General features: G+C 47.8%; 20 protein-coding genes. 9 read left to right on the top strand and 11 right to left on the bottom strand.

The window, feature by feature from the left end:
* Positions 1-91 precede the first annotated feature (91 nt).
* On the top strand, positions 92-1,795 hold the full coding sequence (locus tag BM415_RS19470) for a glutamine--tRNA ligase/YqeY domain fusion protein (RefSeq protein ID WP_091160866.1): 1,704 nt from the start codon (positions 92-94) through the stop codon (positions 1,793-1,795).
* A 228-nt stretch (positions 1,796-2,023) separates the two neighbouring features.
* Here the strand turns inward: BM415_RS19470 and BM415_RS19465 are convergent, their stop codons facing one another.
* A complete protein-coding gene (locus BM415_RS19465; protein WP_244533599.1) occupies positions 2,024-3,217 on the bottom strand; it encodes an MFS transporter in 1,194 nt (397 codons plus the stop codon).
* Between the two features lie 128 nt (positions 3,218-3,345).
* Between BM415_RS19465 and BM415_RS19460 the strand changes: the two genes are divergently transcribed.
* Positions 3,346-4,005: a molybdenum cofactor guanylyltransferase gene (locus BM415_RS19460; RefSeq protein WP_139237025.1), complete on the top strand. Its 660-nt coding sequence runs from the start codon at positions 3,346-3,348 to the stop codon at positions 4,003-4,005.
* Between the two features lie 304 nt (positions 4,006-4,309).
* Here the strand turns inward: BM415_RS19460 and BM415_RS19455 are convergent, their stop codons facing one another.
* On the bottom strand, positions 4,310-5,143 hold the full coding sequence (locus BM415_RS19455) for an aldo/keto reductase (protein ID WP_091160861.1): 834 nt from the start codon (positions 5,141-5,143) through the stop codon (positions 4,310-4,312).
* Between the two features lie 200 nt (positions 5,144-5,343).
* Entirely contained in the window at positions 5,344-6,804 is a 1,461-nt protein-coding gene (locus tag BM415_RS19450) for an aminotransferase-like domain-containing protein (protein ID WP_091160859.1), read from the bottom strand.
* Between the two features lie 150 nt (positions 6,805-6,954).
* Between BM415_RS19450 and BM415_RS19445 the strand changes: the two genes are divergently transcribed.
* On the top strand, positions 6,955-7,560 hold the full coding sequence (locus BM415_RS19445; protein WP_091160949.1) for a LysE/ArgO family amino acid transporter: 606 nt from the start codon (positions 6,955-6,957) through the stop codon (positions 7,558-7,560).
* Between the two features lie 126 nt (positions 7,561-7,686).
* Here BM415_RS19445 and moaA read toward each other — a convergent pair whose 3' ends face one another.
* A complete protein-coding gene (moaA, locus tag BM415_RS19440; RefSeq protein WP_091160857.1) occupies positions 7,687-8,688 on the bottom strand; it encodes a GTP 3',8-cyclase MoaA in 1,002 nt (333 codons plus the stop codon).
* Between the two features lie 128 nt (positions 8,689-8,816).
* Here moaA and BM415_RS19435 point away from each other — a divergent pair, with 128 nt between their 5' ends.
* Positions 8,817-9,446, top strand: coding sequence for a DJ-1/PfpI family protein (locus tag BM415_RS19435; RefSeq protein ID WP_091160855.1), 630 nt, complete (start codon positions 8,817-8,819; stop codon positions 9,444-9,446).
* Positions 9,447-9,768: 322 nt separating this feature from the next.
* On the opposite strand, the gene BM415_RS25210 is transcribed toward BM415_RS19435, so the two are convergent.
* The 7 genes from BM415_RS25210 to BM415_RS19400 form a co-directional block, all read right to left on the bottom strand.
* A complete protein-coding gene (locus BM415_RS25210) occupies positions 9,769-9,921 on the bottom strand; it encodes a hypothetical protein (RefSeq protein WP_170862561.1) in 153 nt (50 codons plus the stop codon).
* 133 nt (positions 9,922-10,054) lie between these two features.
* Positions 10,055-13,297 (bottom strand): efflux RND transporter permease subunit, encoded by a 3,243-nt coding sequence (locus tag BM415_RS19425; RefSeq protein WP_091160852.1) that lies wholly within the window; start codon positions 13,295-13,297, stop codon positions 10,055-10,057.
* Positions 13,298-13,346: 49 nt separating this feature from the next.
* Positions 13,347-14,264, bottom strand: a complete 918-nt coding sequence (locus BM415_RS19420; protein ID WP_170862560.1) for a TetR/AcrR family transcriptional regulator — start codon at positions 14,262-14,264, stop codon at positions 13,347-13,349.
* 190 nt (positions 14,265-14,454) lie between these two features.
* A complete protein-coding gene (locus BM415_RS19415; RefSeq protein WP_091160848.1) occupies positions 14,455-14,769 on the bottom strand; it encodes a DMT family transporter in 315 nt (104 codons plus the stop codon).
* Positions 14,770-15,120: a DMT family transporter gene (locus BM415_RS19410; protein ID WP_091160847.1), complete on the bottom strand. Its 351-nt coding sequence runs from the start codon at positions 15,118-15,120 to the stop codon at positions 14,770-14,772.
* The gene (locus BM415_RS19405) at positions 15,117-15,710 is read right to left on the bottom strand and encodes a TetR/AcrR family transcriptional regulator (RefSeq protein WP_091160845.1); all 594 of its coding nucleotides are present in this window, start codon (positions 15,708-15,710) and stop codon (positions 15,117-15,119) included. Before BM415_RS19405 ends, BM415_RS19410 begins: the two co-directional genes overlap by 4 nt.
* 214 nt (positions 15,711-15,924) lie before the next feature.
* A complete protein-coding gene (locus tag BM415_RS19400; RefSeq protein ID WP_244533598.1) occupies positions 15,925-17,427 on the bottom strand; it encodes a phospholipase D family protein in 1,503 nt (500 codons plus the stop codon).
* A gap of 573 nt (positions 17,428-18,000) precedes the next feature.
* Between BM415_RS19400 and BM415_RS19395 the strand changes: the two genes are divergently transcribed.
* The 5 genes from BM415_RS19395 (at position 18,001) to prfA (ending at position 22,920) form a co-directional block, all read left to right on the top strand.
* Positions 18,001-18,231 carry a hypothetical protein gene (locus BM415_RS19395; RefSeq protein WP_091160844.1) on the top strand — a complete coding sequence of 77 codons (231 nt, stop codon included), beginning with the start codon at positions 18,001-18,003 and terminating at the stop codon, positions 18,229-18,231.
* A 369-nt stretch (positions 18,232-18,600) separates the two neighbouring features.
* The gene (fni, locus tag BM415_RS19390; protein ID WP_091160946.1) at positions 18,601-19,692 is read left to right on the top strand and encodes a type 2 isopentenyl-diphosphate Delta-isomerase; all 1,092 of its coding nucleotides are present in this window, start codon (positions 18,601-18,603) and stop codon (positions 19,690-19,692) included.
* Entirely contained in the window at positions 19,689-20,165 is a 477-nt protein-coding gene (locus tag BM415_RS19385; protein ID WP_244533596.1) for a GNAT family N-acetyltransferase, read from the top strand. The genes fni and BM415_RS19385 overlap by 4 nt, the downstream gene beginning before the upstream one ends.
* A 234-nt stretch (positions 20,166-20,399) precedes the next feature.
* A complete protein-coding gene (ychF, locus tag BM415_RS19380; RefSeq protein ID WP_091160842.1) occupies positions 20,400-21,500 on the top strand; it encodes a redox-regulated ATPase YchF in 1,101 nt (366 codons plus the stop codon).
* A gap of 352 nt (positions 21,501-21,852) precedes the next feature.
* On the top strand, positions 21,853-22,920 hold the full coding sequence (prfA, locus tag BM415_RS19375; protein ID WP_091160840.1) for a peptide chain release factor 1: 1,068 nt from the start codon (positions 21,853-21,855) through the stop codon (positions 22,918-22,920).
* The last annotated feature ends 3 nt before the right edge of the window (positions 22,921-22,923 follow it).

Here is a 22,923-nt window from a genome sequence, read left to right as displayed (position 1 = left end):
GTTACAGGTATATTTAATAGATCAGGATTATGCATCATTCGATTACTAAGATATAGTCGATTGAATTTACGACAGAGAAAGGTTGATAATTGTGGAGAAGCCTTTAACACCCTCCAATTTTATAAAAAACGTGATCTCCGAGGATCTTCGTGCAGGCAAAGTGAAGGAAGTGGTCACTCGGTTCCCGCCGGAGCCGAATGGATATCTACATATCGGACATGCCAAAGCGATCTGGATTAATTTTGCGCTTGCCGAAGAATTTGGTGGCAGCACTAACCTGCGCTTCGATGATACGAATCCGGCGAAGGAAGACGAAGAGTATGTGAAATCCATTCAGGAAGATGTGAAATGGCTCGGCTATGAATGGAAGGAAAAACGGTTTGCATCGGATTATTTCGAACAAATGTATAATGCCGCCGTTATCTTGATTAAGGAAGGCCTTGCTTACGTCGATGATCTGAGTGCTGACCAAATTCGCGAGCTGCGCGGAACATTGACCGAGCCAGGCAAGAACAGTCCATACCGTGATCGCAGCATCGAAGAAAATCTGGAGCTGTTCACACGGATGCGTAATGGCGAATTCAAGGATGGCGAGCGCGTGCTGCGTGCCAAGATTGACATGGCTTCCCCAAACATTAACCTACGGGACCCTGTAATATACCGAATTGCTCATGTGACTCATCACAATACCGGAGACAAGTGGTGCATTTATCCGATGTATGCTTTTGCTCATCCGCTGGAAGATGCGATCGAGAATGTGACCCACTCCCTCTGTTCCTTGGAGTTCGAGGATCAGCGTCCATTCTACGATTGGGTTATTGAGCACTGCGAAATGAATGCAGAGCCTCATCAATATGAGTTCGGCCGTCTCAATCTGGCCCAAACCGTAACGAGTAAACGTAAATTAAAGCTGCTCGTGGACGAAGGGCATGTCGATGGCTGGGATGATCCGCGGATGCCGACGATCTCCGGACTTCGCCGCAGAGGCTATACACCGGAAGCACTTCGGGAGTTCGTGTATGAAACAGGGATCTCCAAGAGCCAGGGTCTCGTCGATCTGCAAATGCTGGAGCACTTTATCCGTGAGGACTTGAAGCTGAAGGCGCCTCGTACGATGGCTGTGCTTGATCCAATCAAGGTGGTCATTACGAATTATCCAGAAGGCCAGTCCGAAATGCTGGAGGCAGAGAATAACCAAGAGAATGAGGAGATGGGCACTCGCCAAATTCCGTTCTCCCGCGAAATCTACATTGAGCGCGAGGACTTTATGGAGGACCCGCCGAGTAAATATTTCCGCTTGTTCCCTGGCAACGAGGTTCGTTTGAAGCATGCCTACTTCATTAAATGTAATGATGTTATCAAGGACGAAGAGGGCAACATTGTCGAGATCCACTGCACTTATGACCCTGAAACGAAGAGCGGCTCCGGCTTTACCGGCCGTAAGGTGAAGGGTACGATCCACTGGGTGGAAGCAAGCCAAGCAATTCCTGCGGAATTCCGTTTGTTCGAGCCGCTGATCAACAAGGAAGAGCCCGAAAGCGATACCGAGCTTGAGGAGGAAAAAGAAGCTGCAATGGCAGCACCTAAGTCATTCCTTGATGAGCTGAACCCGAATTCACTGACCATCATTCATGGCTATGTCGAGCCGAATATGGTGAATGCCAAGCCGCAGGACAAGTTCCAGTTCTTCCGTCATGGCTACTTTAATGTAGATTCCAAATATTCGGAGCCAGGCAAGCCTGTATTTAACCGGGTTGTGTCGCTGAAGAGCTCCTTCCATTTGCCGAAGGCGTAAAATGGAAGGAGTGAAGTAAATGATTTGCAACAGCAAATGAAAGCTTCAACCGCAGATTGTCCCTAAGGTCACTGTTGCTTTTTGAATTTATGGATTGGACTAAACATGAAGCGGGATAAATTCAAAAGCAAAGGAAACGCCGTTCTCTAACGTACAGAGAACGGCGTTTTTTTGTTAGTGAAGTTGGTTCACCCTAAGCTATGGCATGAGGGTGCTGTAAACAATTATTTAGTTTCCGACCTTATAGTTGGAAGGCAGAGGAGGCTGGTATCCGTATTTTTTCACGATATAAAACATGATGCCAAACCCAATGATTCCGATGACGGACAGGATGACTCCGTATTGATACATAACGGATGCGCCGAAATTCTGGAACATGAATCCCCCGAAGATTCCTGCAATAACGCCGGATACTCCTCCCCAGGAGAGTGTATAGAGCGCTTGCCCGGATGAGCGGTAGGGTCTCGGGATGAAGAGCATCGTTAGCTGGGTGCCTACGTAGAAATATCCCCCGAACGTTACAGAGTGAAGCAGCTGAATTAATGCGATCTGCAGCGGATCTGTGGCCAGCGCCATCAGCTCCCAGCGCACCGCGAAGAGGATGCTGACCACGGTCAGACAGCCCAGCATAACGGTCATCTTCCGCTTGAGAAGCCGATCAAATAAGAGGAACACCGCCACTTCCAATATGGACGACATAAATACGGCAAGTCCAACCATCTGCTTGCTTCCTCCAAGCTCAGTAATGTACAGCGAGACGAAAGCACTGTTCATTGCATTAGGAACGGAGACCAGAACGCCGAGAATAATAAAAGTCATGAAATAAGGATTAAGCGCCACTTGACCGAATCCACGCATACTGACCACCGGGCCGTCGGAGGTTCTCTGCAGCTGAGGCAGAAAAGCAGCAAAGAGGATGGCCGTCAGCAGCAGCACACTGAATACGATGGATATGCCGCGATCACCGAGCCGATCCATCACAGGACCAGCGGCAACCGCGGTCAACGCCCAGCCAAGAGAGCCCCATAGGCGGAACGAGCCAAATTTATGGTTAGTCCCATCGATGTATACCAGGATCATGCTGTTAGTTTGTGCGAATAAGGGACTCTGGAAAAAGTAGAAAAAGATCATCGCTGCGAAAATAAGGCTATACGTCGGAGCAAGGAATACAGCTTGTACGAATAACAAAGTCCCTGTTAACATGAGAAGAACCGTCTTGCGGATATTTTGCGAGCGGTCGCTCATGAAGCCCCAAAAGGGGTTGGCGAAGAGTGACACGAAAGGGCCGATCGCCAGGAGTGTTCCGATCTGAAGCTTGGTTAACCCAATATTCTGGAGATAAATTGAGAAAAAGCTGGTGAACACGGCGACAGCACCGTACACGAAGAAGTTATACAGCTTCAGCTGCGATAATGTATGCAAAGGGATGCCATTCCTTTCATTTCAGGTGGACCTAGACATTTTTATTACACTTTAGCATGTACTTGTAAGGGGATACAATCATTTTGTTGATCAATTGCAATTATTTTCATGAGAAGCAGGTGAGAAGGATGAGGGTTTCAGGAATTATTTTGGCAGGCGGGCTCTCCAGCAGAATGGGGACTGACAAGGCACTGCTTCCACTGGGAGAAGGAAATGTCATTCAGGTGATCGTCTCTGAATTATCTAAAGCCGTTGATGTTGTGAGTATTGCTGTCGGCAAAGGATATAGGGAAGAATTTGCAGAGCTTGGTCATGTGCAGGCGGTTGATCTATACCCGGAATGCGGCCCGCTTGCAGGATTGCATGCAGGCCTGACAGCAAACCGGGGCGCCCGCCCCTCTGGGGCCGGAGGCTGGAGCTTGTCTGTTCCATGTGATACTCCGCTTGTCCGCTCAGAGCTGTTCAAGGCATTAATCAAATATGCAGAGCAGCAGGAGAACTCCTGCTGTCAGGCCATCGTCCCTGTAATTGAAGGGCAGACCCATCCCTTGATTGCAATGTACCAGGATAGCGTCATTCCTATACTTGAGCAGCAGCTTGAGGCGGGTAAGAGAAGGGTCATGGATATTCTCTCTCAGATCAGCGTTAGATACATTACAGAGCATGAGCTGTCAGTAAACGCTGGACTTCCATGGACGGCGCCTAGGGTATCTGAGATGTTTGTAAATATGAATCAGAAGGAGGATTATGAGCGAATCAAGAAGCGCTATGGTCTGAAGGGAATTTAGTAGACAATTCAGCCTTAATTTGCTCTAGAATCTGCTCCTTTTGATCTTCTGCGACAAGGTCGAAATTTAGTGCATACAGATCTCGCAGGACAGCCGCGTGTCCCCGTTACTCAGCTTCTGCTTCACCGTCTGGCATATCAATGATTAAAGCTGTCTTGAACGGGATGCGCATAAATGATCAGATGCTTTATGGTTCGACCTCCTCCTATTATTTTTGAAATAATTAAGGTATAGCGAGAAGAGAAGGGAGATTCGTGATGGAATCCCCCTTCTCTTATTGTTCATATTAGAATCTTCTTACGCTTTAGAAATTGAAGTTGTCTGGATCGGAACCAAAACGTTCATTTTTGTTAAGTCCGTTAATCGTGTCCATATCCATGACAGACAGCTCGAAATCGAAAATATCCGCATTCTCTTCGATCCTGCTTGGAGTAACGGATTTAGGAATCGTGATGGCGTCATTTTGAATATGCCAGCGCAGAATGACCTGAGCTACCGATTTATTATATTTATCAGCGATGACTTTGATCGTAGTGTTATCCAGCAGCTTACCGTTGCCAAGCGGAGACCATCCCTCAAACAGAATGCCCTGTGCTTTGCAGAATGCACGCAGCGGCTCTTGGGAGAGCTGTGGATGAAATTCAACCTGATTGACCGCTGGAACAACAGTGGCATCCGCGAGCAGGTCCTCCAGATGGTGGATATGGAAGTTGCAGACGCCGATGGCACGCACTTTGCCATCCGCATAGAGCTTCTCCAGCGCCTTCCATGTATCTTTATATTTGCCAGCTACCGGCCAGTGAATGAGGTAAAGATCAAGGTAATCAAGTCCGAGCTTCGCGAGGCTCTCATCGAACGCACGCAGCGTGGATTCGTAGCCTTGGTCGCTGTTCCATACTTTAGTTGTAATAAACAACTCTTCACGAGGAACGCCTGAATCCTTGATGGCTTGGCCAACGCTTTCCTCGTTCTTGTAAGCTGCAGCGGTATCAATGGCACGGTAACCGTGTGTAATCGCATGCTTAACCGCATTATAGGCTTCATCGCCTTCCTTTACCTTCCATACACCCAATCCAAACTGCGGCATGTTAACTCCATTATTAAGTGTGACGGTATCTTGTAGATGTGCAATAGTCATTGTTAATCCCTCCGCTTTGTATTTTTGCTTGGAATTCAGCCAGATTGCTCAGCTTATGAGACGAGCACCATAATTCATATTACACTGAGTCAATTTCATAAAACCAGTTAATGGAATTGATTCACCTTATTTTAAGATTTTTAACGAGGAATAGCAAGCAGCTACATTTTCGAAAGCCATCAGAATCGCATGATCATTCATCAGGATACAGCAAGCTCTCGCATAATTCGGGCCAGCGTTACGATTCCTGTTTGAATTTCGGAGAGCGATGCAAAAGCGTAGGACAAGCGGATATAATCCTGCTCCATTCGGTCATATATATTTCCGGGATTGATAAGAATCCTCTCAGCGAGCGCTCTTCGGAACAGTTTGTCTGAACGGATACCACTGCTGAGTCTAATCCACATATAAAATCCCCCTTGGGGGACATTCCATTCTGCCAAGCCTGCAAAATGCAGCTGCAATAGCTCTAGAACATAGTCTCGCCTGTGCCTAAGCCCCATTCGAATTCGATGTAAATGGACATCATGATATCCTTCTCTAAGCCACAGTTCGGCAGCATCCTGTGCGAGGCTGCTTGCACCATAGTCGGTTTGCATTTTTAGATCAGCCAAACGTTTAATAACCGGCAAGGGGCCCGTAACCCATCCGATTCGCAGACCTGGGCTCACGGTCTTAGACAATGTTCCCATATGAAGGACATAACCGCCAGGATCGAGTGCTTTGAGCGAATGGGGAGGCGCTGTATCAAACCATAGCTCGCTATAGGCGCTATCCTCCAATATAGGGAGCCCTGTATTCTGAACTATATTCATTAATTGGCTGCGTCTAGCCGCGCTCATCACCGTTCCTGTCGGGTTTTGAAAGGAAGGTATCGTATAGAGCAGGGAAGGGTGATATTGCTGCACATAATGCTGTACACGATCTGCTCTCAAGCCTTCATGGTCCATCGGCATGCCAATCATGCGTACACCTGCAGACTGAAAAGGATGGATCGAGTACAGATAGGAGGGCTTCTCAACCAGTATTGAAGCACTCCTTGGCAGAAGCCCGATCGCAATGAGCTGCATCGCTTGAATGGAGCCGGACACGACGAGAATGGAGTCAGGGGAAGCCGAGATGCCTTGTGCCGCCAAATGGGAGGATATCGCCTCACGGAGCCCTGGGGAGCCTAGCGGCTCAAGATATCCCAAATGATGAGCCGGTCGTCTGGCCAGCTCTGCGTAGATTTTACTGAATTCGGCGTGCGGAAGAAGTTCGGATGACAATTCCCCTGTGCCGAGTCGATTTATACGGGTACTAAATTCAGTATCATTGATCTCCTGTACTTCAGGAAGGTTAGGATAATGTGTGCCGCTCTCTGCGTAATCCTCCCAATCTGGAATCGTCACAGGCATCCCATTCCAGCCTGCCCGTGATACGAACGTCCCTCCGCCGTAATTTCCTTCGATGAAACCGCTGGCCCGAAGCTCATCCAGTGCAGCGATAATGGTGCTCCGGTTGACCTTGAAGGATACGGCCAGTGCCCTTTGAGAGGGCAGCCGAATGCCCTTTGTCCACTCACCCTGCATGATCTTTTCTTTGATATATTGTTCAATCTGCTGATACAGCGGGATGGGTAGCTCGGGGTCGGGCTGCCAATGGATATCCTGTAATCTCATAAGGGAGCAGGCTCCTTTCGTCATATATGATGTGTAACTATATCATTTGGCTGGGTATAGCATCAACCAAATGGCTGGGTACAATTCAGCAGTGGTGCTGTAGGATGAATGAGAATCAGACAAGAGAAGGGCAGGAGAACAATTGAAATGATGCAGGAAGTCATTATCCATGCGGTGTTATTGGCATTTGGGCTCATATTACCGCTGGGAGCTCAGAATTTATTCATCTTTAACCAGGGAGCAACCCAGCCGAAATGGATCTACGCATTGCCTTCGGTCATCACTGCAGCGCTGTGTGATACCATCCTTATTATTCTTTCGGTTGGAGGCTTGTCCGTCATCTTGGCGGGTCGAGAGGGGCTCACCGAGTTCATTTATATTGGGGGCTGCATGTTTCTATTATACATGGCCTGGACGCTATGGCGGGCAGACAGCAGGCAGGGGGCCGAGAGAAGAGCTTTGTCGTTTCGCAGACAAATCCTGTTTGCGCTGTCCGTATCTATTCTTAATCCGCATGCCATTATCGATATTCTGGGAGTAATCGGCACGAATTCTCTGGAGTATGAGGGGACTGAGCGAATGACGTTTACGATTGTGACGATTCTTGTTTCGTGGATGTGGTTCATTCTGCTGTCTGCAGCAGGGAGACTCATAGGCAGATGGGATGAGAGAGGTAAACTATCATTTTATATGAATAAAGCCTCTTCACTAACCATGGCATTGCTGGCGTTGTATATGCTGTACAAGATTGTCTAGAGGCTCCAACAAATTACAACTTCAGCCGAATCCATTTCATATCTGCTCGATAAGTTATGAAATGGATTCAATGTTAATTAAGATGATCAAAAAAAGGATGGTCGATAAGACCATCCCTTGCTCTATTTATCCGCCAATTTGGGACATTCGTCGAACTGTCGGTGTATGGCTCTGTGCCTGCTGCTCCAGGGCGAGCGCCATCTCGTGGTTCTTCGGCTTGTTGCCGAGTGCCTTCAGAAATAACGCAGCCGTCGCCTCTTGATCTCCGGCCACTTTACGGACATTATATTCATCAGACCAGTAGAGACAGGCTTTGATATGACCATCTGCTGTTATACGCAGCCGGTTGCAGTTATCACAGAAGTGATCGCTGATGGGGTGGATCAGGCCAAAGGTGCCCTGGGCTCCCCGAAGCTTGCGATATTCGGAAGGGCCATTACCGTTCGGACCCGATGTATCCTCTACTTCCCAGCCCTCTTCCGTACAGGCATTCAGTACCGTAGACAGCGGCAAGTAGGATTTGCGCCATGAATCATTGGCATGTCCAATCGGCATATATTCGATAAATCTGACATGAAGCGGAGCATCCTTGGTCAGCGCAATGAAATCCTTGATCTCGTCGTCATTGATACCCTTCATCAGTACGACGTTCAGCTTGATGGGATCAAGCCCAGCCGCTTGGGCAGCTTCAATGCCTCGTAGCACTTTGTTCACGTCACCGCCGCGTGTAATCATGGAGAAACGGTCCTTGCGCAAGGAATCGAGACTAATATTAATTCGGGTCAGACCGGCGTCCTTCAGCAGCTGAGCTTTTTTCTCAAGAAAAATAGCGTTCGTTGTCAGGGCGATATCCTCGATCCCGTCGATTACGGATATCATGGCGACCAGTTTATGCAGATCTTTGCGTACCATGGGTTCACCGCCAGTCAATCGGACTTTACGAAGTCCCATGGGTGCAAGCACCTTAAGAATTTGCGTAATCTCTTCAAAAGTCATAATGTCCTCATGAGGCGCGAATTCCATGCCTTCCTCAGGCATGCAATAAACACAGCGTAAATTACAGCGGTCCGTAACCGAAATTCGTATATAATCGTGAATCCGGCCAAAAGGATCTTGCAGCAGTTCCATCCCAGATCCACCTTCCTTAACGAATATTATTATACGCTTTGTTAAAATCAATCTATAATATTACCATAGCATACAATGCCCCTTCATTTATAGACAAGGATTTTCATTTATGAGGAGTGGGAGAGATAGTGGAACCGATACAAGTAGGCATTTTGATATTTGATGATGTAGAGCTGCTCGATTTCGCAGGGCCGCTTGAGGTGTTCTCTCTGGTCGCTACGACGAAGGCGAGCGGACAAGATTACTTGTTGGAGCCTTTTCATGTGACGACAATCTCACAATACGGGGGACAGGTCACAACTCGAAATGGTCTCAAGGTCCTGGCAGATTATAGACTTGAGGCAGCACCTCAATATGATATCTTGATTGTACCGGGAGGGTATGGCACGCGCAAGCTGGCACAGAATGACAAGGTTCTTGAATGGATTCGCCAGCAAGCCTTTAAGGCGTGCTGGGTGGCTTCCGTATGTACGGGGGCCTTTGTTCTTGCCGAAGCCGGTCTCCTGGATGGTAAACGTGCGACCACAGCTCGAGCGAGCTTGGAGCGGATGCGCATGACCTACCAGGACAGAGATATCCGTATTGAAGATAGCGTTAAATATGTGGAAGATGGAAACATCATCACCTCAGGCGGTATCTCGACCGGCATCCCGATGGCCTTATATCTCGTTGAGAAGGTGCTTAGCATCGAGGCAGCCCTTACTGTCGCAAAGGATATGGAATTCGACCTTACTATATTTGAAGATAGAAGGATATAAAGAACGCAACCAAAGGTATGATGAAAAATGATCCATGCGAGCTTAGAACATCCCTTTACATAAGCTGAACCTTAATCTGCCGCTTAAGCAGCTCCACATCTGCGAGTGTTACGATGCCCGCCTCCTTATGAAGTGCAGCTCATCTTCGGCGATGCAGGGGCCCGCCTCGATGAGCTCGGTCTGGGTGCTCGCCATAGGGTCGAGCACCGTGATGGCAAGCCGCGTTTCTCCAATCGCGGCTGCCACGTGGTCTGCTGCAATCCCTTCGGCCTGCAGCAGATCCAGCAGTTGCCGGCCCGTGTGTCCGGCAACAAATCCGGCCCTAGCGCACCGGAACGGAGAGCGCGCGCAGTACCCGGGCGGCATTGATGCCCTTGCCGCCCGGTACGGTGACCGCGCTGCCGATGCGGTGCACGCGGTCAAGGGCATAATGCGGCACGGTGGTTACCACGCCGTTTCGATAGCTATTCTTCATGTCTCATATAAAAAAGCTCCAAGAAACAGAGGAGACCCTGTTTCTTGGAGCTTATACCAACAGATTGAAATTTCATAAGGATGCGCATGGGCTTGTTCCAGAATGGAATGATAAGATCAATCCAATCTGCCCATTAATCTTCAATCCGTTTTTTCTTGAACTTGGAGATAATTTCATACACAATCGGCACGATGACAAGTGTCAGCAATGTGGAGCTGATCAGACCGCCGATTACTGTAACACCAAGTCCTTTAGAGATAATACCTGCGCTGTTTTCCCAGCCAAAGACGAGCGGCAGAAGCGCACCGATGGTCGCAAGTGCAGTCATCAGGATTGGACGAAGACGAGTTGTTCCCGCTTCAAGCAAGGCATCTCTTGTAGACATTCCTTCATTTTCTTTATGAATAACACGGTCGATCAAGACAATCGCGTTCGTTACAACGATACCAATCAGCATGAGTCCGCCCATGAGGGACGATACATTGAGTGTCTCTCCGGTAATGAGCAATCCAACAAGCGCACCGATAACGGTGAACGGCAGGGAGAATAGAATTGCAAATGGAGCAAGACCTCCGCCGAAGGTAACGACGAGAACGAAATAGACAATGGCAATCGCTGCCAGCATGGCAAGGCCAAGCTGTGAGAAGGTCTCATTAATCTGCTCAGTTACACCGCCGAATTCGACATGAACGCCTTCAGGCAGTTCCATGTTGTTAACGGCTTCTTCTACTGTACCTGAAGCAGCACCGACGTCAGCGGTCAGGATGTTTGCTGTTACCTGTACCACTGTTTCACCATCAATTTGCATAATGGATGCTGGGGCTGTTCCTTCTTCTACAGTAGCCACTTCACCGATTGGAACCTCAATTCCCAGTGGGGAAGTAAGTGTTTCTTCTTCAATTTCAGTAATGCTTGCGTATTGTTTCTCTTCTGTTTCGATATACACATTATAGTTCTTGCCATCAACTTCAATTTCAGTCAAGACAGGACGCTCATTTTGCGGAGCAAGCGCCATTGCCAGCTGACCTGCTGTCAGTCCAAGAGAGCTCAGTTTTTGTTGATCCGCTACAAGTGTATATTGGTCATATCCTTCTTCAAGCGTGGATTCCGCTTTTTCGAAGTTCACGGTATCTGCTTTTACGACTTCGAGAATGTCGTCAGACACAGGCTTGATCTGTTCCACATCGTCACCGAATATGCTGACGGTCAGTGTGTTGCCACCCATGCCGGCTGCCATATCCAGAGTGGACCATTCACCTTCTGGCACACGCTCTTGAAGTCCTTCGATAATAGGTTCTGTCGCTTCAGATACGCTTACGCCATCTTCAAAGATCAGGTAGAAGAGACCGGAGTTGGACGATCCGCCCATAGCTGCCATTGGGTTACCGCCGCCTACGGAGTACTGCATGCTCTCCACGCCTTCAGAATTCAGAATGAATTCTTCGACTGCAAGCGTACGTTCTTCAACCGTTTCTTGTGTTGCACCTGGCTCTGGGCTGTAGGTTACCAGTGTATAGTTCGTGCCTTGTTCAGGGATGAAGCTGGTACCAATGAAGCGGGTCAGGAACAAGCTGCCCACGAGCAGAAGTACAGCTGCAATGATGGTAATGGACTTATGGTTCAGTGTCCAATTCAGAATTTTCTTATATCCGCCAGCCATTTTGCCTGGCTTCTCATCATGATTGACTTTGTTCTTAAGTCCGCCTCTGAAAAGGGAATGAGCCATTGCCGGAACGATCGTAATCGCCACGACCAAGGAAGCCAGCAATGCAAATACCATAGTCAGTGCAAACGGCATAAACAATTCACCAACCATACCGCTGACAAGTGCAAGCGGAAGGAACACGGCAATCGTAACAATCGTTGAAGACATAATCGGCACGAACATTTCACGAGTCGCGGAGAGGATCAATTCACGACCCTTCAGCTTCTCACCGGAAAGCGTAAGCCGTCTATATATATTCTCAATGACGACAATGGAGTCATCGACAACCCGGCCGATCGCTACGGTCATCGCACCCAGGGTCATGACATTAAGCGTGATATCCATCATGTTCAGTACTGTAAGTGCAATAAGCAGGGACAGTGGGATAGAAATGACGGAGATCAGCGTGGAACGCCAGTCGCGCAGGAAGATCAGAATAATGATGATTGCGAAGAGTGCGCCGTATAATGCTTTGGAGAGCATGGTATGAACGGAATCCTCAATCGGTTGACCTTGGTCAAGCAGAACATCCAGGTTAATGTTATCGTACAGGCCTTCAAGATCAGCAGAAGCATCCTTAACGCCATTGACAACATCAACGGTATTGGCATCGTTCGCTTTCACAATGGAGAAACCAAGAGATTCTGCTCCGTTGGTACGAGAGATCGACTCGGCCTGGCCAACAACTTCAATTTCAGCAATTTCACTAAGCTTAACAGTTGGTATTCCGGCTGCAGCGCCAGCACCCGCACCTGAGCCAGCACCCGCACCTGAGTCAGTACCTGCACCTGCGCCAGCACCCGCATCAGTACCTGCGCCCGCACCAGCACCTGCGTCAGAACCTGCACCTGCGCCAGCACCTGCGTCAGTACCTGCACCTGCGCCAGCACCTGCGTCAGTACCCGCATCTGCACCAGCACCACCAGGAACAGCTGGAATTTCAATGTTCTCCAAATCTTCAATACTAATGATGTTGCCGTCTACAACGACTGCTTTCTCGGCATCATCCAGGTTAAAGAGTCCGAGAGGAGCGCGCATAGAGGAAGCTTGAACGATATTTTGCACCGTTTCTTGTGTAAGTCCAAGCTCTGCCATCTTGGCATCATCGAAATTCAGTGTTACTTCTCTGGTATATTGACCGGAAATTTGCACGGAAGCAACGCCATCCACGTCCTCAAAGGCAGGGGCGACGTCATTCTCGGCAATACGGGTCAAGTCCTCCAATGATTCTCCATTCTTACCAGATAAGCTGATGGAAGCAACAGGGAAGGAGTTGATACTGAATTTGGAAATACTTGGCTTCTGCACATCGTCTGGAATCTGAACATCATTCAGCACCTCGCGGACGGCAGCAGTCGCATTGTCCAGATTGGTTCCATAATCAAACTCAATATTAACAGAAGCAACATTCTCCATAGAGGTTGATGTTATATTCTTGATCCCCTCAACATTACGGAGTGTTTCTTCAAGCGGCTTGGTAACTTCTTCGACCACAGCCTCAGGGGCTGCACCCGGATATACGGCATTGACGCTCAGGAAGGGTACGTTGATATTCGGCATCGTTTCCTGCTTCATCGTGAGACCGCTGTACAAGCCGGTTAAGATCAGGATGATCGTCAGAATCCAAATCGCTAATTTGTTTTTTAGCGAGAAATTTATAATTCCTTTCATTCTTTAGTTTCTTCTCCTCTCTCTTTAGCAAAAAGTTGTAAGCATGTTTCTATTCTCTCCACTTCAAATACATATCGAACACTTGATGGAGCTCCTGGACAAGCTCTTGGATGCCCGCCACCTGCTTCAAATTGGCAATCATACCAAGAATGATGGCACGTCTGGGCTTGAGCTCGAAGAACTCGTCTTCCAGTATAGAAAGCGAATCATGCGTGTCCTCACGGAGGCGTTCCTCCAATTCTTCGCTGCTCCGAACCGCATGTCGGATTTCCTTGATGAGGAACAGAGGGTGTTTTCGGGAGTCATGCTTGTGAAGATTTTCTTCCACCCACGGAAGCCATAAGTCTTTTGGAATAAAAGGCTCACGCTGATCGCGAATTTTGGCCTCGGCAATAATATCCAGCGTTTCTACCAAATACTCGGCCATCCGATGAAGATGAATGGACAACAGCTCCGTAACAATCAGCTTCAAGTAAGATCCCATCATACTGTGAAGCTGGAGCGCAAGATCAACCGAGTAAGGAAGCACTTCTGGGCCGTATATATCCACCATCTTCTGGCTGAACAGCTTCATGGCGTGGGCGAGCATACCCTCGGGCCATTTTTCCAGAGGAAATCCCTTATCCCCCCGGTTCGCCATATCCAGCATCTGAGCAATGAAGAACTCTCTCAATTCCAGGAAATTCTCCAGCAGGATCTCAATCTGTCTACGCAGCTTGTCACGCGGGGGCAGCTCGCGTTCCCGTTCCACAATGGCAATCTTGTCGTAGATCGTTTGAATGCAGTAGCTGACCACACTTTCCTGAAGCTCTTCCTTGGATTTGTAGTGGAGATACAGTGTCCCTTTGGATATGCCACACAACTCAGCAATCTCCTGCATGGACGTAGCAGCAGGGCCTTTCGTAGAAAAGAGCTGCAGAGCGGCGATTAAAATATGCTTTTTCTTATCCGTGGTTGAGTTCGACAATAGTTGGATCACCTCTTTTAAGAACTCCACGGTTCTTAATCTGACTAATGGGTCAGGAAAATTATATCTTAAAAACCCAGGAGAAACAACTTTGAATACGTATCGGCCCCCATCAGCAAATAATCAAAAAAAAAGACAAGGGTGCATGCAGGAGAATTCTCCTGTAACGCCCTTGTCATATGGCTGATTCTTAACCGATCAGCTTTAGTCCGACAGCGGAGCACAAGATCATTGCAATAAACAATACGCGCTTCGCTTCTTTTGGTTCCCCAAAAATCAACATTCCAACTATTGTACTTCCGACGGTGCCGATACCAGTCCATACAGCATATGCCGTACCCATTGATAAAGACTGCATCGCATAGGAGAGGAGGGAGAAGCTTAGCAGGAAGCTTACACCCATCAGCAGGAAGTATTTTTTTCCTTTGCCGGATGACATCCCTTTGATCCCGATGACACCCAGTATTTCACTGAGCCCGGCAAAAATAACAGCTGCCCATGCCATTTAGGTCAGGCCTCCTTTCGATTCTTGCTTCGACGTTTGGTCTGTTACGAGCTTGAGTCCGACTACACCGGCTAGCAATAGTGCGATTAAGAGTACTTTGGACAGGCGGAAGGGCTCTCCGAATAAGAGCATTTCCACAATGACTGTACCTGCGGTACCCAGTCCTGTAAATACGGCATAGACCGTGCCGACAGGCAGCCGCTTGGCAGCCTGAATTATAAGCCAGAAGCTCACAGCAATGGCTACAACAGTAGCGATCCACTCCAGCGGTGTTTCTGCATGCTTCAGGCCTGAGACCCAAATGACCTCAATGACTCCTCCGAGGATGACATATAACCAGTTGCGGTTCATGAAGATGACTCCTTTGTATTAAAAAGTTGAAGCCCATGCCAAAACACGGGCCAGGCGGCTTTGACTCGCTTCTGATAACGCTCCATGCCCCCGTACAGCAATTCAACGGTTGTGCCGTCAACCAGTGTCATATAGCTGATTGCGATCTGAGCTGCGTGACTGTGTTCATAAGATTGACGAACCAGGAATTTGGCGAGAGCACTCTCCAGACCATCCAGAAACGGATACACCATATGGGTAACTTCATTATTCAAAGATGGCGGTGGAAAATAGCTGACCCGCATAAGCAGCTTGGCAGCGTCCTGAGACTCGAATTCTTTTCCAAACCAATCAAAAAATCCATGAAGGCATTCTTCAAGCGTACTGTTCTTATTGAATTGCTCCTGAAAATAAGTCAGTATGCGTCTGCGTTCCAACTGGAACACATATTCCACGACATGGATGAACAGGTCGTCCTTATTCTTATAGTGAGCGTAGATTGACGGCTTCTTGATTCCGACTTCATCTGCAATTTTGCGGAGGGAAGCTCCTTCATAGCCTTCGAGCGCAAACTGACTTAGCGCGGCTTCTTTTATCCTATCTGAGCTCATAATCATTCACCTACCTAACGATCGTTAGTCTAATGCAATTTACGTTCCATGTCAACTATTTCAGATGAAAATATATGGAGGATAAGAATTTGAAAAAACCGCCGAATGTTCGTTCAGCGGCTATTCATTGCTCCTGATAAGTGGTCACATGAACGGATGACGTTGTTTCTTCGAAGTCAATGTAGCTGGATAAAGTCGTTATGTCTATTTTTTATCAGAAAGTAGTAAAGCCGAGGGCATACTGGATTTTGTACAGAATGCCGGTCCAGAACGTAGTAGAGTCCTCATAGGCCGACAGATGAAGGGTGAATTCGCCGTCCTGATTGCTCCACAAACGATTAAAATATTGAGATACATCAACGGCGATTTTACTGTCTGAAGGAGCCTCGACCCATAGATTGTTTTCTAGATTGTAGTTATTCAAATTACGGGGAGTGAAGTTGGTTGATCCCCCTAGCATCATATGGTCTCCAGAATGACGCTCCAGATACAGGAGCTTGGTATGATATTGTTCCTTGGTCGTGTTATACCATCTGATGTTGATGCTGCCCTTGGACTTCTCCGTCAGCTCTTCGGCAACCGGGCGGTTAGGAATACCGATCTTCTTCTGTCCAAATGCATTCTCGTTCGGATCAAGTATGATCCTTACCTCAACTCCCCGCTCCGATGCTTCCAGCAGGACATTCTTCACCGCTTTGTCCGCCAAATAAAACATCCCCATCCATAGTGTATCTCCTGACTGAGACTGCTCTATTAAGGATATCGCATGCTTCGCAATTTTCCCTTCGGTCAGATAACGCACACGAATAGGTCCTGACTCGGGGCTCTCTGGTGCGGTATACTCGGGAAGCTTGCCAGCTGAGGATAAATCCATGGCAGCCTGTTCGGTCTTAAGAATATCTCCGATGATCGCACCTGAGACTTCAAAGGCGATGTTGGAGTGATAGACGCTCGCGTCGTGAACATTGGCGGAAGCAACAATGGCTGTCTGTTCGCTGGCTACAAGCTTGCGATGATTGGCCTTCACATTAAGCAGCTTGAGATAGGTGCGTAATGTAACATCCGGACCATCTGTAGCCATGAGGTTCGGCAGCCAGCCGGTTCCCTGTTCACCAAACCATTGTAAATAAGTACGCCATACAGCCGAATAGAAGGGGATCGAATCCCTGAGGGGATCAACATTCGTGACCACGACACGGATTCCACTGGCTTTCATTTGCTCCAGCAAGGCGTTGGGATGAGAGTTATAATTGGTGTTGATTTCATCCGTAATGAATACGATATTTATGTCGGGATTCGCTTGCTTTTTCTTGATCAGCAGATTGGCGAAACGCTTGCTCACTTGGGGAAACGTCTGGTTTGCATGCTCATAATGGTTGAACAGAAACATATCGATGACAAGAAACTGCTCTGCTTCTTGAATAATTTGCTCCATCCGCTTAATAATTTGCTGTTCATGCCGCTCGGTCCCCTCGGATGCTTCCGGATCGGGATACGTCAGATCAGCAAGAAACTCAACATGTTCTACATGATGGACAGGTCCCTCGAAGGATACGCCTTGAGGCAGAGGTTTATTCATTTGGTATACCATGACGCCGCAAAGCCACAGCACGTTAAGAATAACAAACCAAAGCATGAACTTTTTTAGAGAGAATTTTTTCTTGGGAACAGCTGAGCTTGACGCCTGCGAATGATGAGGATGCTGTGGATTGGTCATTTATGAGGACTTCCCTTCATGTGTATAAGATGAGATGATGAGTGACGAATCAGGATTTCTATATCCTGCACATTATTAACACTAACATACGAGGGATGAAGCAAATCAGCAGGCTTACTTGTGGTAGATACATCGACAAGGGTGTTTGGTTTGTGTATAATAACGGTACTTTATCTTCATTTAATGCAAATCAATAATTAACCTACCGGTGTAAATAATTTGGTTATATATCTTTAGAGAGTATATTTTGGAAAGTCTATGAATATTGTCTAGCATAACCGCCAATCTTAATAAATACATAAAAAGGTGTGCCTAATACGATGCCTGTACATAAGAACAAGCAAGCCAGTGTTATTGAAGCAGGGCCCGGCGGTTTGGCAGCAACGATGCTGTTATCAGGGCAAGGCTATGAAGTGGATGTAGTATGAGAAGCAGTCTGTAATCGGGGGGCGTTCTGCAAGACGATCCCTCGGGGATTATAAGTTTGATCAAGGTGCTACTTTCTTGGATGATGCCTCATTTAATTGAAGAGATGTTCACACAGGCGGACGTTCGCTCAAGGGTTATGTAGATATGCAGCAGCTCGACCCGCTCTATACTCTTGGCAAGCTGACAGATTATCTTAAATCAGGTGCAGTCAAAGCTCTGCCTTATTTGCATTTGAACGATACCGTGTACGGAAGATTATCCCGTTACTTCAACGATGAACGTCTTTTCTGGGGCTTCACTTTTCAGGCGAAATATCTAGGTATGTCTGCTTGGGATTGCCCGGGTACCTTTACAATTCTCTCCTATATAGTATAGATACGAGAAAATTCGAAACAAGAAGTATTCTTGTTTCAGGCGCTATGCTCTGAATAAAAAGATTGATCTGGCTCATCATTCTGTTCATTTTGCAGCGGATTATCGGAAGAATGTTGATGAGATGACCGTACACTAAACGCTGTTAACAGATCCTTCTATCTATATACATAACCCTTCTGTGCTGGACCTGACACGGGCTCCTCCGGGAAAATCTTCGCTGTAGGTCATATCGATAAGATGTACTCATTTCGTTATAATAGATCAGGATAATATAGAATGTGAATTAATCTCACAACTCTTTGAAACGATGAGAGGGGAAGAGAGAGAATGCAGAAAAGACCCGATCAGGATCATGATGATAAGAAGAACATGAATGAATTTCGGGTTAGCGAGCATCTGCTGCCTGAGATTCCAACCGGGGAACGGAAAATGGAGCATGTCAGGTTATGCCTGAATGAGGATGTGAACGGTCAGGGAATATCCACCGGATTAGAGAATTATCGATTCCGTCATTTGGCGCTGCCCGAGCTTAACTTCTCAGATATCAGTCTGGCTGCCACCTTTCTAGGAGAAGAGCTGCGTACGCCGCTGCTGATCAGCTCCATGACCGGTGGAAGCAAGACAACAGGCTTAATAAATGAACGTCTTGCTGCAGCAGCAGAAGCCAGAGGCTGGTCACTCGGTGTCGGTTCTATACGTGCAGCAGTTGAGAAGCCAGAGCTTAGTGATACCTTTGCTGTACGAAGATTTGCGCCTACTATACCTGTCATTGCGAATCTGGGAGCTGTGCAGCTGAATTACGGCTTTGGCGCAGAGGCCTGTCAGCGGGCAGTAGACATCGCAGGTGCATCCATGCTGGTGCTTCATCTGAACAGTCTGCAGGAGGTATTTCAGCCGGAAGGAAACACTGATTTTAGCAGCCTGCTGCAGCGAATTGAAGCTCTATGCAAGAAGCTTGAGGTTCCGGTCGGCGTTAAGGAAGTGGGCTGGGGAATTGATGGTAGTACTGCAGCCCGGCTATATTCGGCCGGGGTTTCATTTATTGATGTTGCCGGAGCAGGAGGGACAAGCTGGATTCAGGTGGAGAAGTACCGCAATCAGGATCCGATGCGCCGAGCCGCAGCAGAAGCTTTTGCCGATTGGGGAATTCCTACCAGTGATTGCATCCTGGAGGTTCGAGAGTACAATCCGGCCAAGGCGTTAATTGGGAGTGGCGGGCTGACTAATGGAGTAGATGCTGCCAAAGCGCTTGGACTAGGTGCAGACCTGGCGGGGTTCGGGAGATCCTTGCTTGAATCCGCAGTCCATTCAGAGGAGGCGCTTCATCAGAGGCTGGCACAGGTCGAATTCGAGCTGCGTGCTGCCATGTTTGGTATAGGCGCAAGAACTATTGCAGAACTTCAGGGTACATCAAGACTCATTAAAACATTGAATCAGTCAGGAAGGTGGATTGGATCGTGATTGAGCTTAATGCAATGAATGAATTGGAGTACGAGAAGTTTATGTCCTTTACATTGAAAGAATATGCTCATGAGAAGATTATTGCCGGGACCTGGCTGCCTGAGAATGCCGAGAGCCGGGCATTCGAGGACATGCACCGGATTCTCCCGGACGGCTATCTTACCCCGGATGCCTATTTCTACAATCTGATTGATTCAAGTGCAGGAGTTGGACAGGTCGTCGGATTTATTTGGTTTAATATCTACTTGCGAAATGGAGTAAGAGAGGCTTTTCTGTATGACATACATATAGCCGAGGAATATCAGGGCAAGGGCTACGGCACACAGACGATGGAGCTGCTGGAGAGGGAAGCTCGCAAATTTCATGCTGAACGGATCGGACTTCATGTATTTGGTCATAATGACCGGGCTAAGAGACTGTATATGAAAATGGGCTATGATACCAAGAGCATCACCATGTATAAGGAATTGTAGGCTGCTTCATACGATCAGGAAATAATGTGCAAGCAGAGGACTTAAGCGCTTCTTGTCTTGATGCACTTTGGCATCTCATATATAATTAGTGGGATTGTCACGAAAGTTTATACTCGTAAATTGCATTCATTCGAATGAATTTCATGATATCTTCGTTTATATAACATTATGAAATGCGTTCTTTTCAGCGAACACGCTGCAAACAAATATTTATTTGAGGAGTTGTAGGAATACATGGCTTTGAAAGCAGGGATTGTCGGACTTCCGAACGTAGGAAAGTCGACTCTTTTTAATGCGATTACCCAGGCAGGTGCGGAGAGCGCGAACTATCCTTTCTGTACGATTGATCCAAATGTCGGTGTGGTTGAGGTTCCTGATGAGCGTCTGGACAAACTTACAGAGCTGGTACAACCGAACAAGACCGTGCCTACGGCATTTGAATTCGTCGACATTGCAGGGCTTGTTCGCGGTGCGAGTAAGGGTGAAGGGCTCGGCAACAAGTTCCTGGCTCATATTCGCGAAGTAGATGCGATTGTGCATGTTGTACGTTGTTTTGAAGATGAGAATATCACACATGTTGATGGCAAGGTAGATCCGATATCGGATATTCAAACGATCAATCTTGAGCTGATTCTGGCTGATATCGAGAGTGTCGAGAAGCGTATTGATCGTGCCCGCAAGAATATGAAGGGCGGCAACAAGCAGGGCACTCAGGAAGTTGAAGTTCTGGAGAAGCTGAAGGAAGTTCTGTATGAAGACAAACCGGCGCGCAGCCTGGAGCTGACAGAAGACGAGCGTCTCGTCGTTCGCGATCTTCACCTGCTTACAATGAAGCCTGTACTATATGCGGCAAACGTTAGTGAGGATGAAGTGTCTACTGCGGACGAGAATCCGTATGTGCTGCAAGTGAAGGACTTTGCAGCAGCGGAACATGCTGAAGTTGTACCGATTAGTGCCAAAGTGGAAGCCGAGATTGCCGAGCTTGAAGGGGAAGACAAGGAAATGTTCCTTGAAGAGCTGGGGCTTGAGGAATCCGGTCTTAACCGTCTAATCAAGGCTGCGTATCGCCTCCTCGGTCTGTACACTTACTTCACTGCAGGTGTTCAAGAAGTTCGAGCTTGGACAATCCGCAAAGGTACGAAAGCGCCTGGCGCAGCGGGTGTGATCCACTCTGACTTCGAACGCGGGTTCATCCGCGCCGAGGTTGTATCCTACGATGATCTGATGGCGGCAGGCTCCATGAACGGAGCGAAGGAACGTGGTCAGCTGAGACTGGAAGGTAAAGAATACATCGTGCAAGATGGCGATGTAATGCATTTCCGTTTTAACGTTTAATCATGAAGGGACCCTGTCTTTCCTTATTGGAAAGGCAGGGATTTTTTTATCTGAAACCACAGACAGCAGTATTCCCCCAAACATCCTCACAGCAGTATCTTCTCAAGCGCTTTGCCGTATGATATAATAAAGAGTCGAACAGACTTGTTGTTAATTGATAGATATTTTGCAGCTGCCCGGTGATTGAGCGGTGTCTTGCTGTATATGACGAGTCTGTATGTATAACGTATGATTTTAATAATGACAAAGGATTGATGACGTTGTAGCGATATCCTCATACAACCTTTTGAACCTTATAATATAATGTCGGATACGAACGAATATGAAAGATGCTTAAGAAGAGGTGATTACTATGTTGGATCGTTTACAAGCCCTTGTGGATCGTTATGAGAAGCTTAGTGAGCTGCTCTGCGACCCGGATGTGGCCAGTGACAGCAAGAAGCTGAGAGATTATTCGAAGGAACAATCGGATTTGCAGCCTGCATATGAGGCTTATACAGAATATAAGACCGTCGTTGAAGAGCTGGATGCAGCTAAACAAATGCTGAACGAGAAGCTTGACGATGAGATGCGTGAAATGGTGAAGATGGAGATTGATGAGCTGGCTCCCCGCCAGCAGGAACTTGAGGAGAAGATTCGTATTCTGCTCCTGCCGAAAGACCCGAACGATGACAAGAACGTGATCGTCGAGATCCGTGGTGCGGCAGGCGGAGACGAGGCTGCGCTGTTCGCTGCAGATCTCTACCGGATGTATACGCGCTATGCGGAATCCCAAGGCTGGAGAGTCGAGCTGATGGACGTGAACGAAAGTGATCTTGGCGGATTCAAAGAGGTTATCTTCATGATTAACGGCCGCGGCGCTTACAGCAAAATGAAATACGAGAGCGGTGCTCACCGCGTACAGCGTATTCCTGCGACGGAATCCGGCGGACGGATTCACACCTCCACTTCTACAGTAGCAGTTATGCCTGAGGCAGAGGACCTTGACATTGAAATTCATGATAAGGATATTCGCGTCGATACGTTCTGCTCCAGTGGTGCAGGCGGACAGTCCGTCAACACGACAAAATCGGCGGTACGGGTAACGCATGTTCCTACCGGAATTGTAGCTACTTGTCAGGACGGCAAGTCTCAGAACTCGAATAAGGAAAAAGCACTTCAAGTGCTGCGCACACGTATCTTCGATATGATGCGCCAAGAGGAAGAAGCAAAATATGCAGGTGAGCGGAAGAGCAAAGTCGGTACGGGCGATCGCAGTGAACGGATTCGCACATACAACTTCCCGCAGAGCCGTGTAACGGATCATCGGATCGGTCTAACCATGCATAGACTGGATCAAGTGATGAACGGAGAGATTGAAGAAATTCTGTCAGCTCTGACGATCGCAGAGCAGGCAGAACTCATGGAAAAAGGGGAATAAAGC

Origin of the sequence: Paenibacillus sp. 453mf (assembly GCF_900116105.1) — a bacterium.
In the GTDB taxonomy this organism is placed as follows: domain Bacteria; phylum Bacillota; class Bacilli; order Paenibacillales; family Paenibacillaceae; genus Paenibacillus; species Paenibacillus provencensis.
This window is presented reverse-complemented; position numbering and strand designations above follow the sequence as displayed.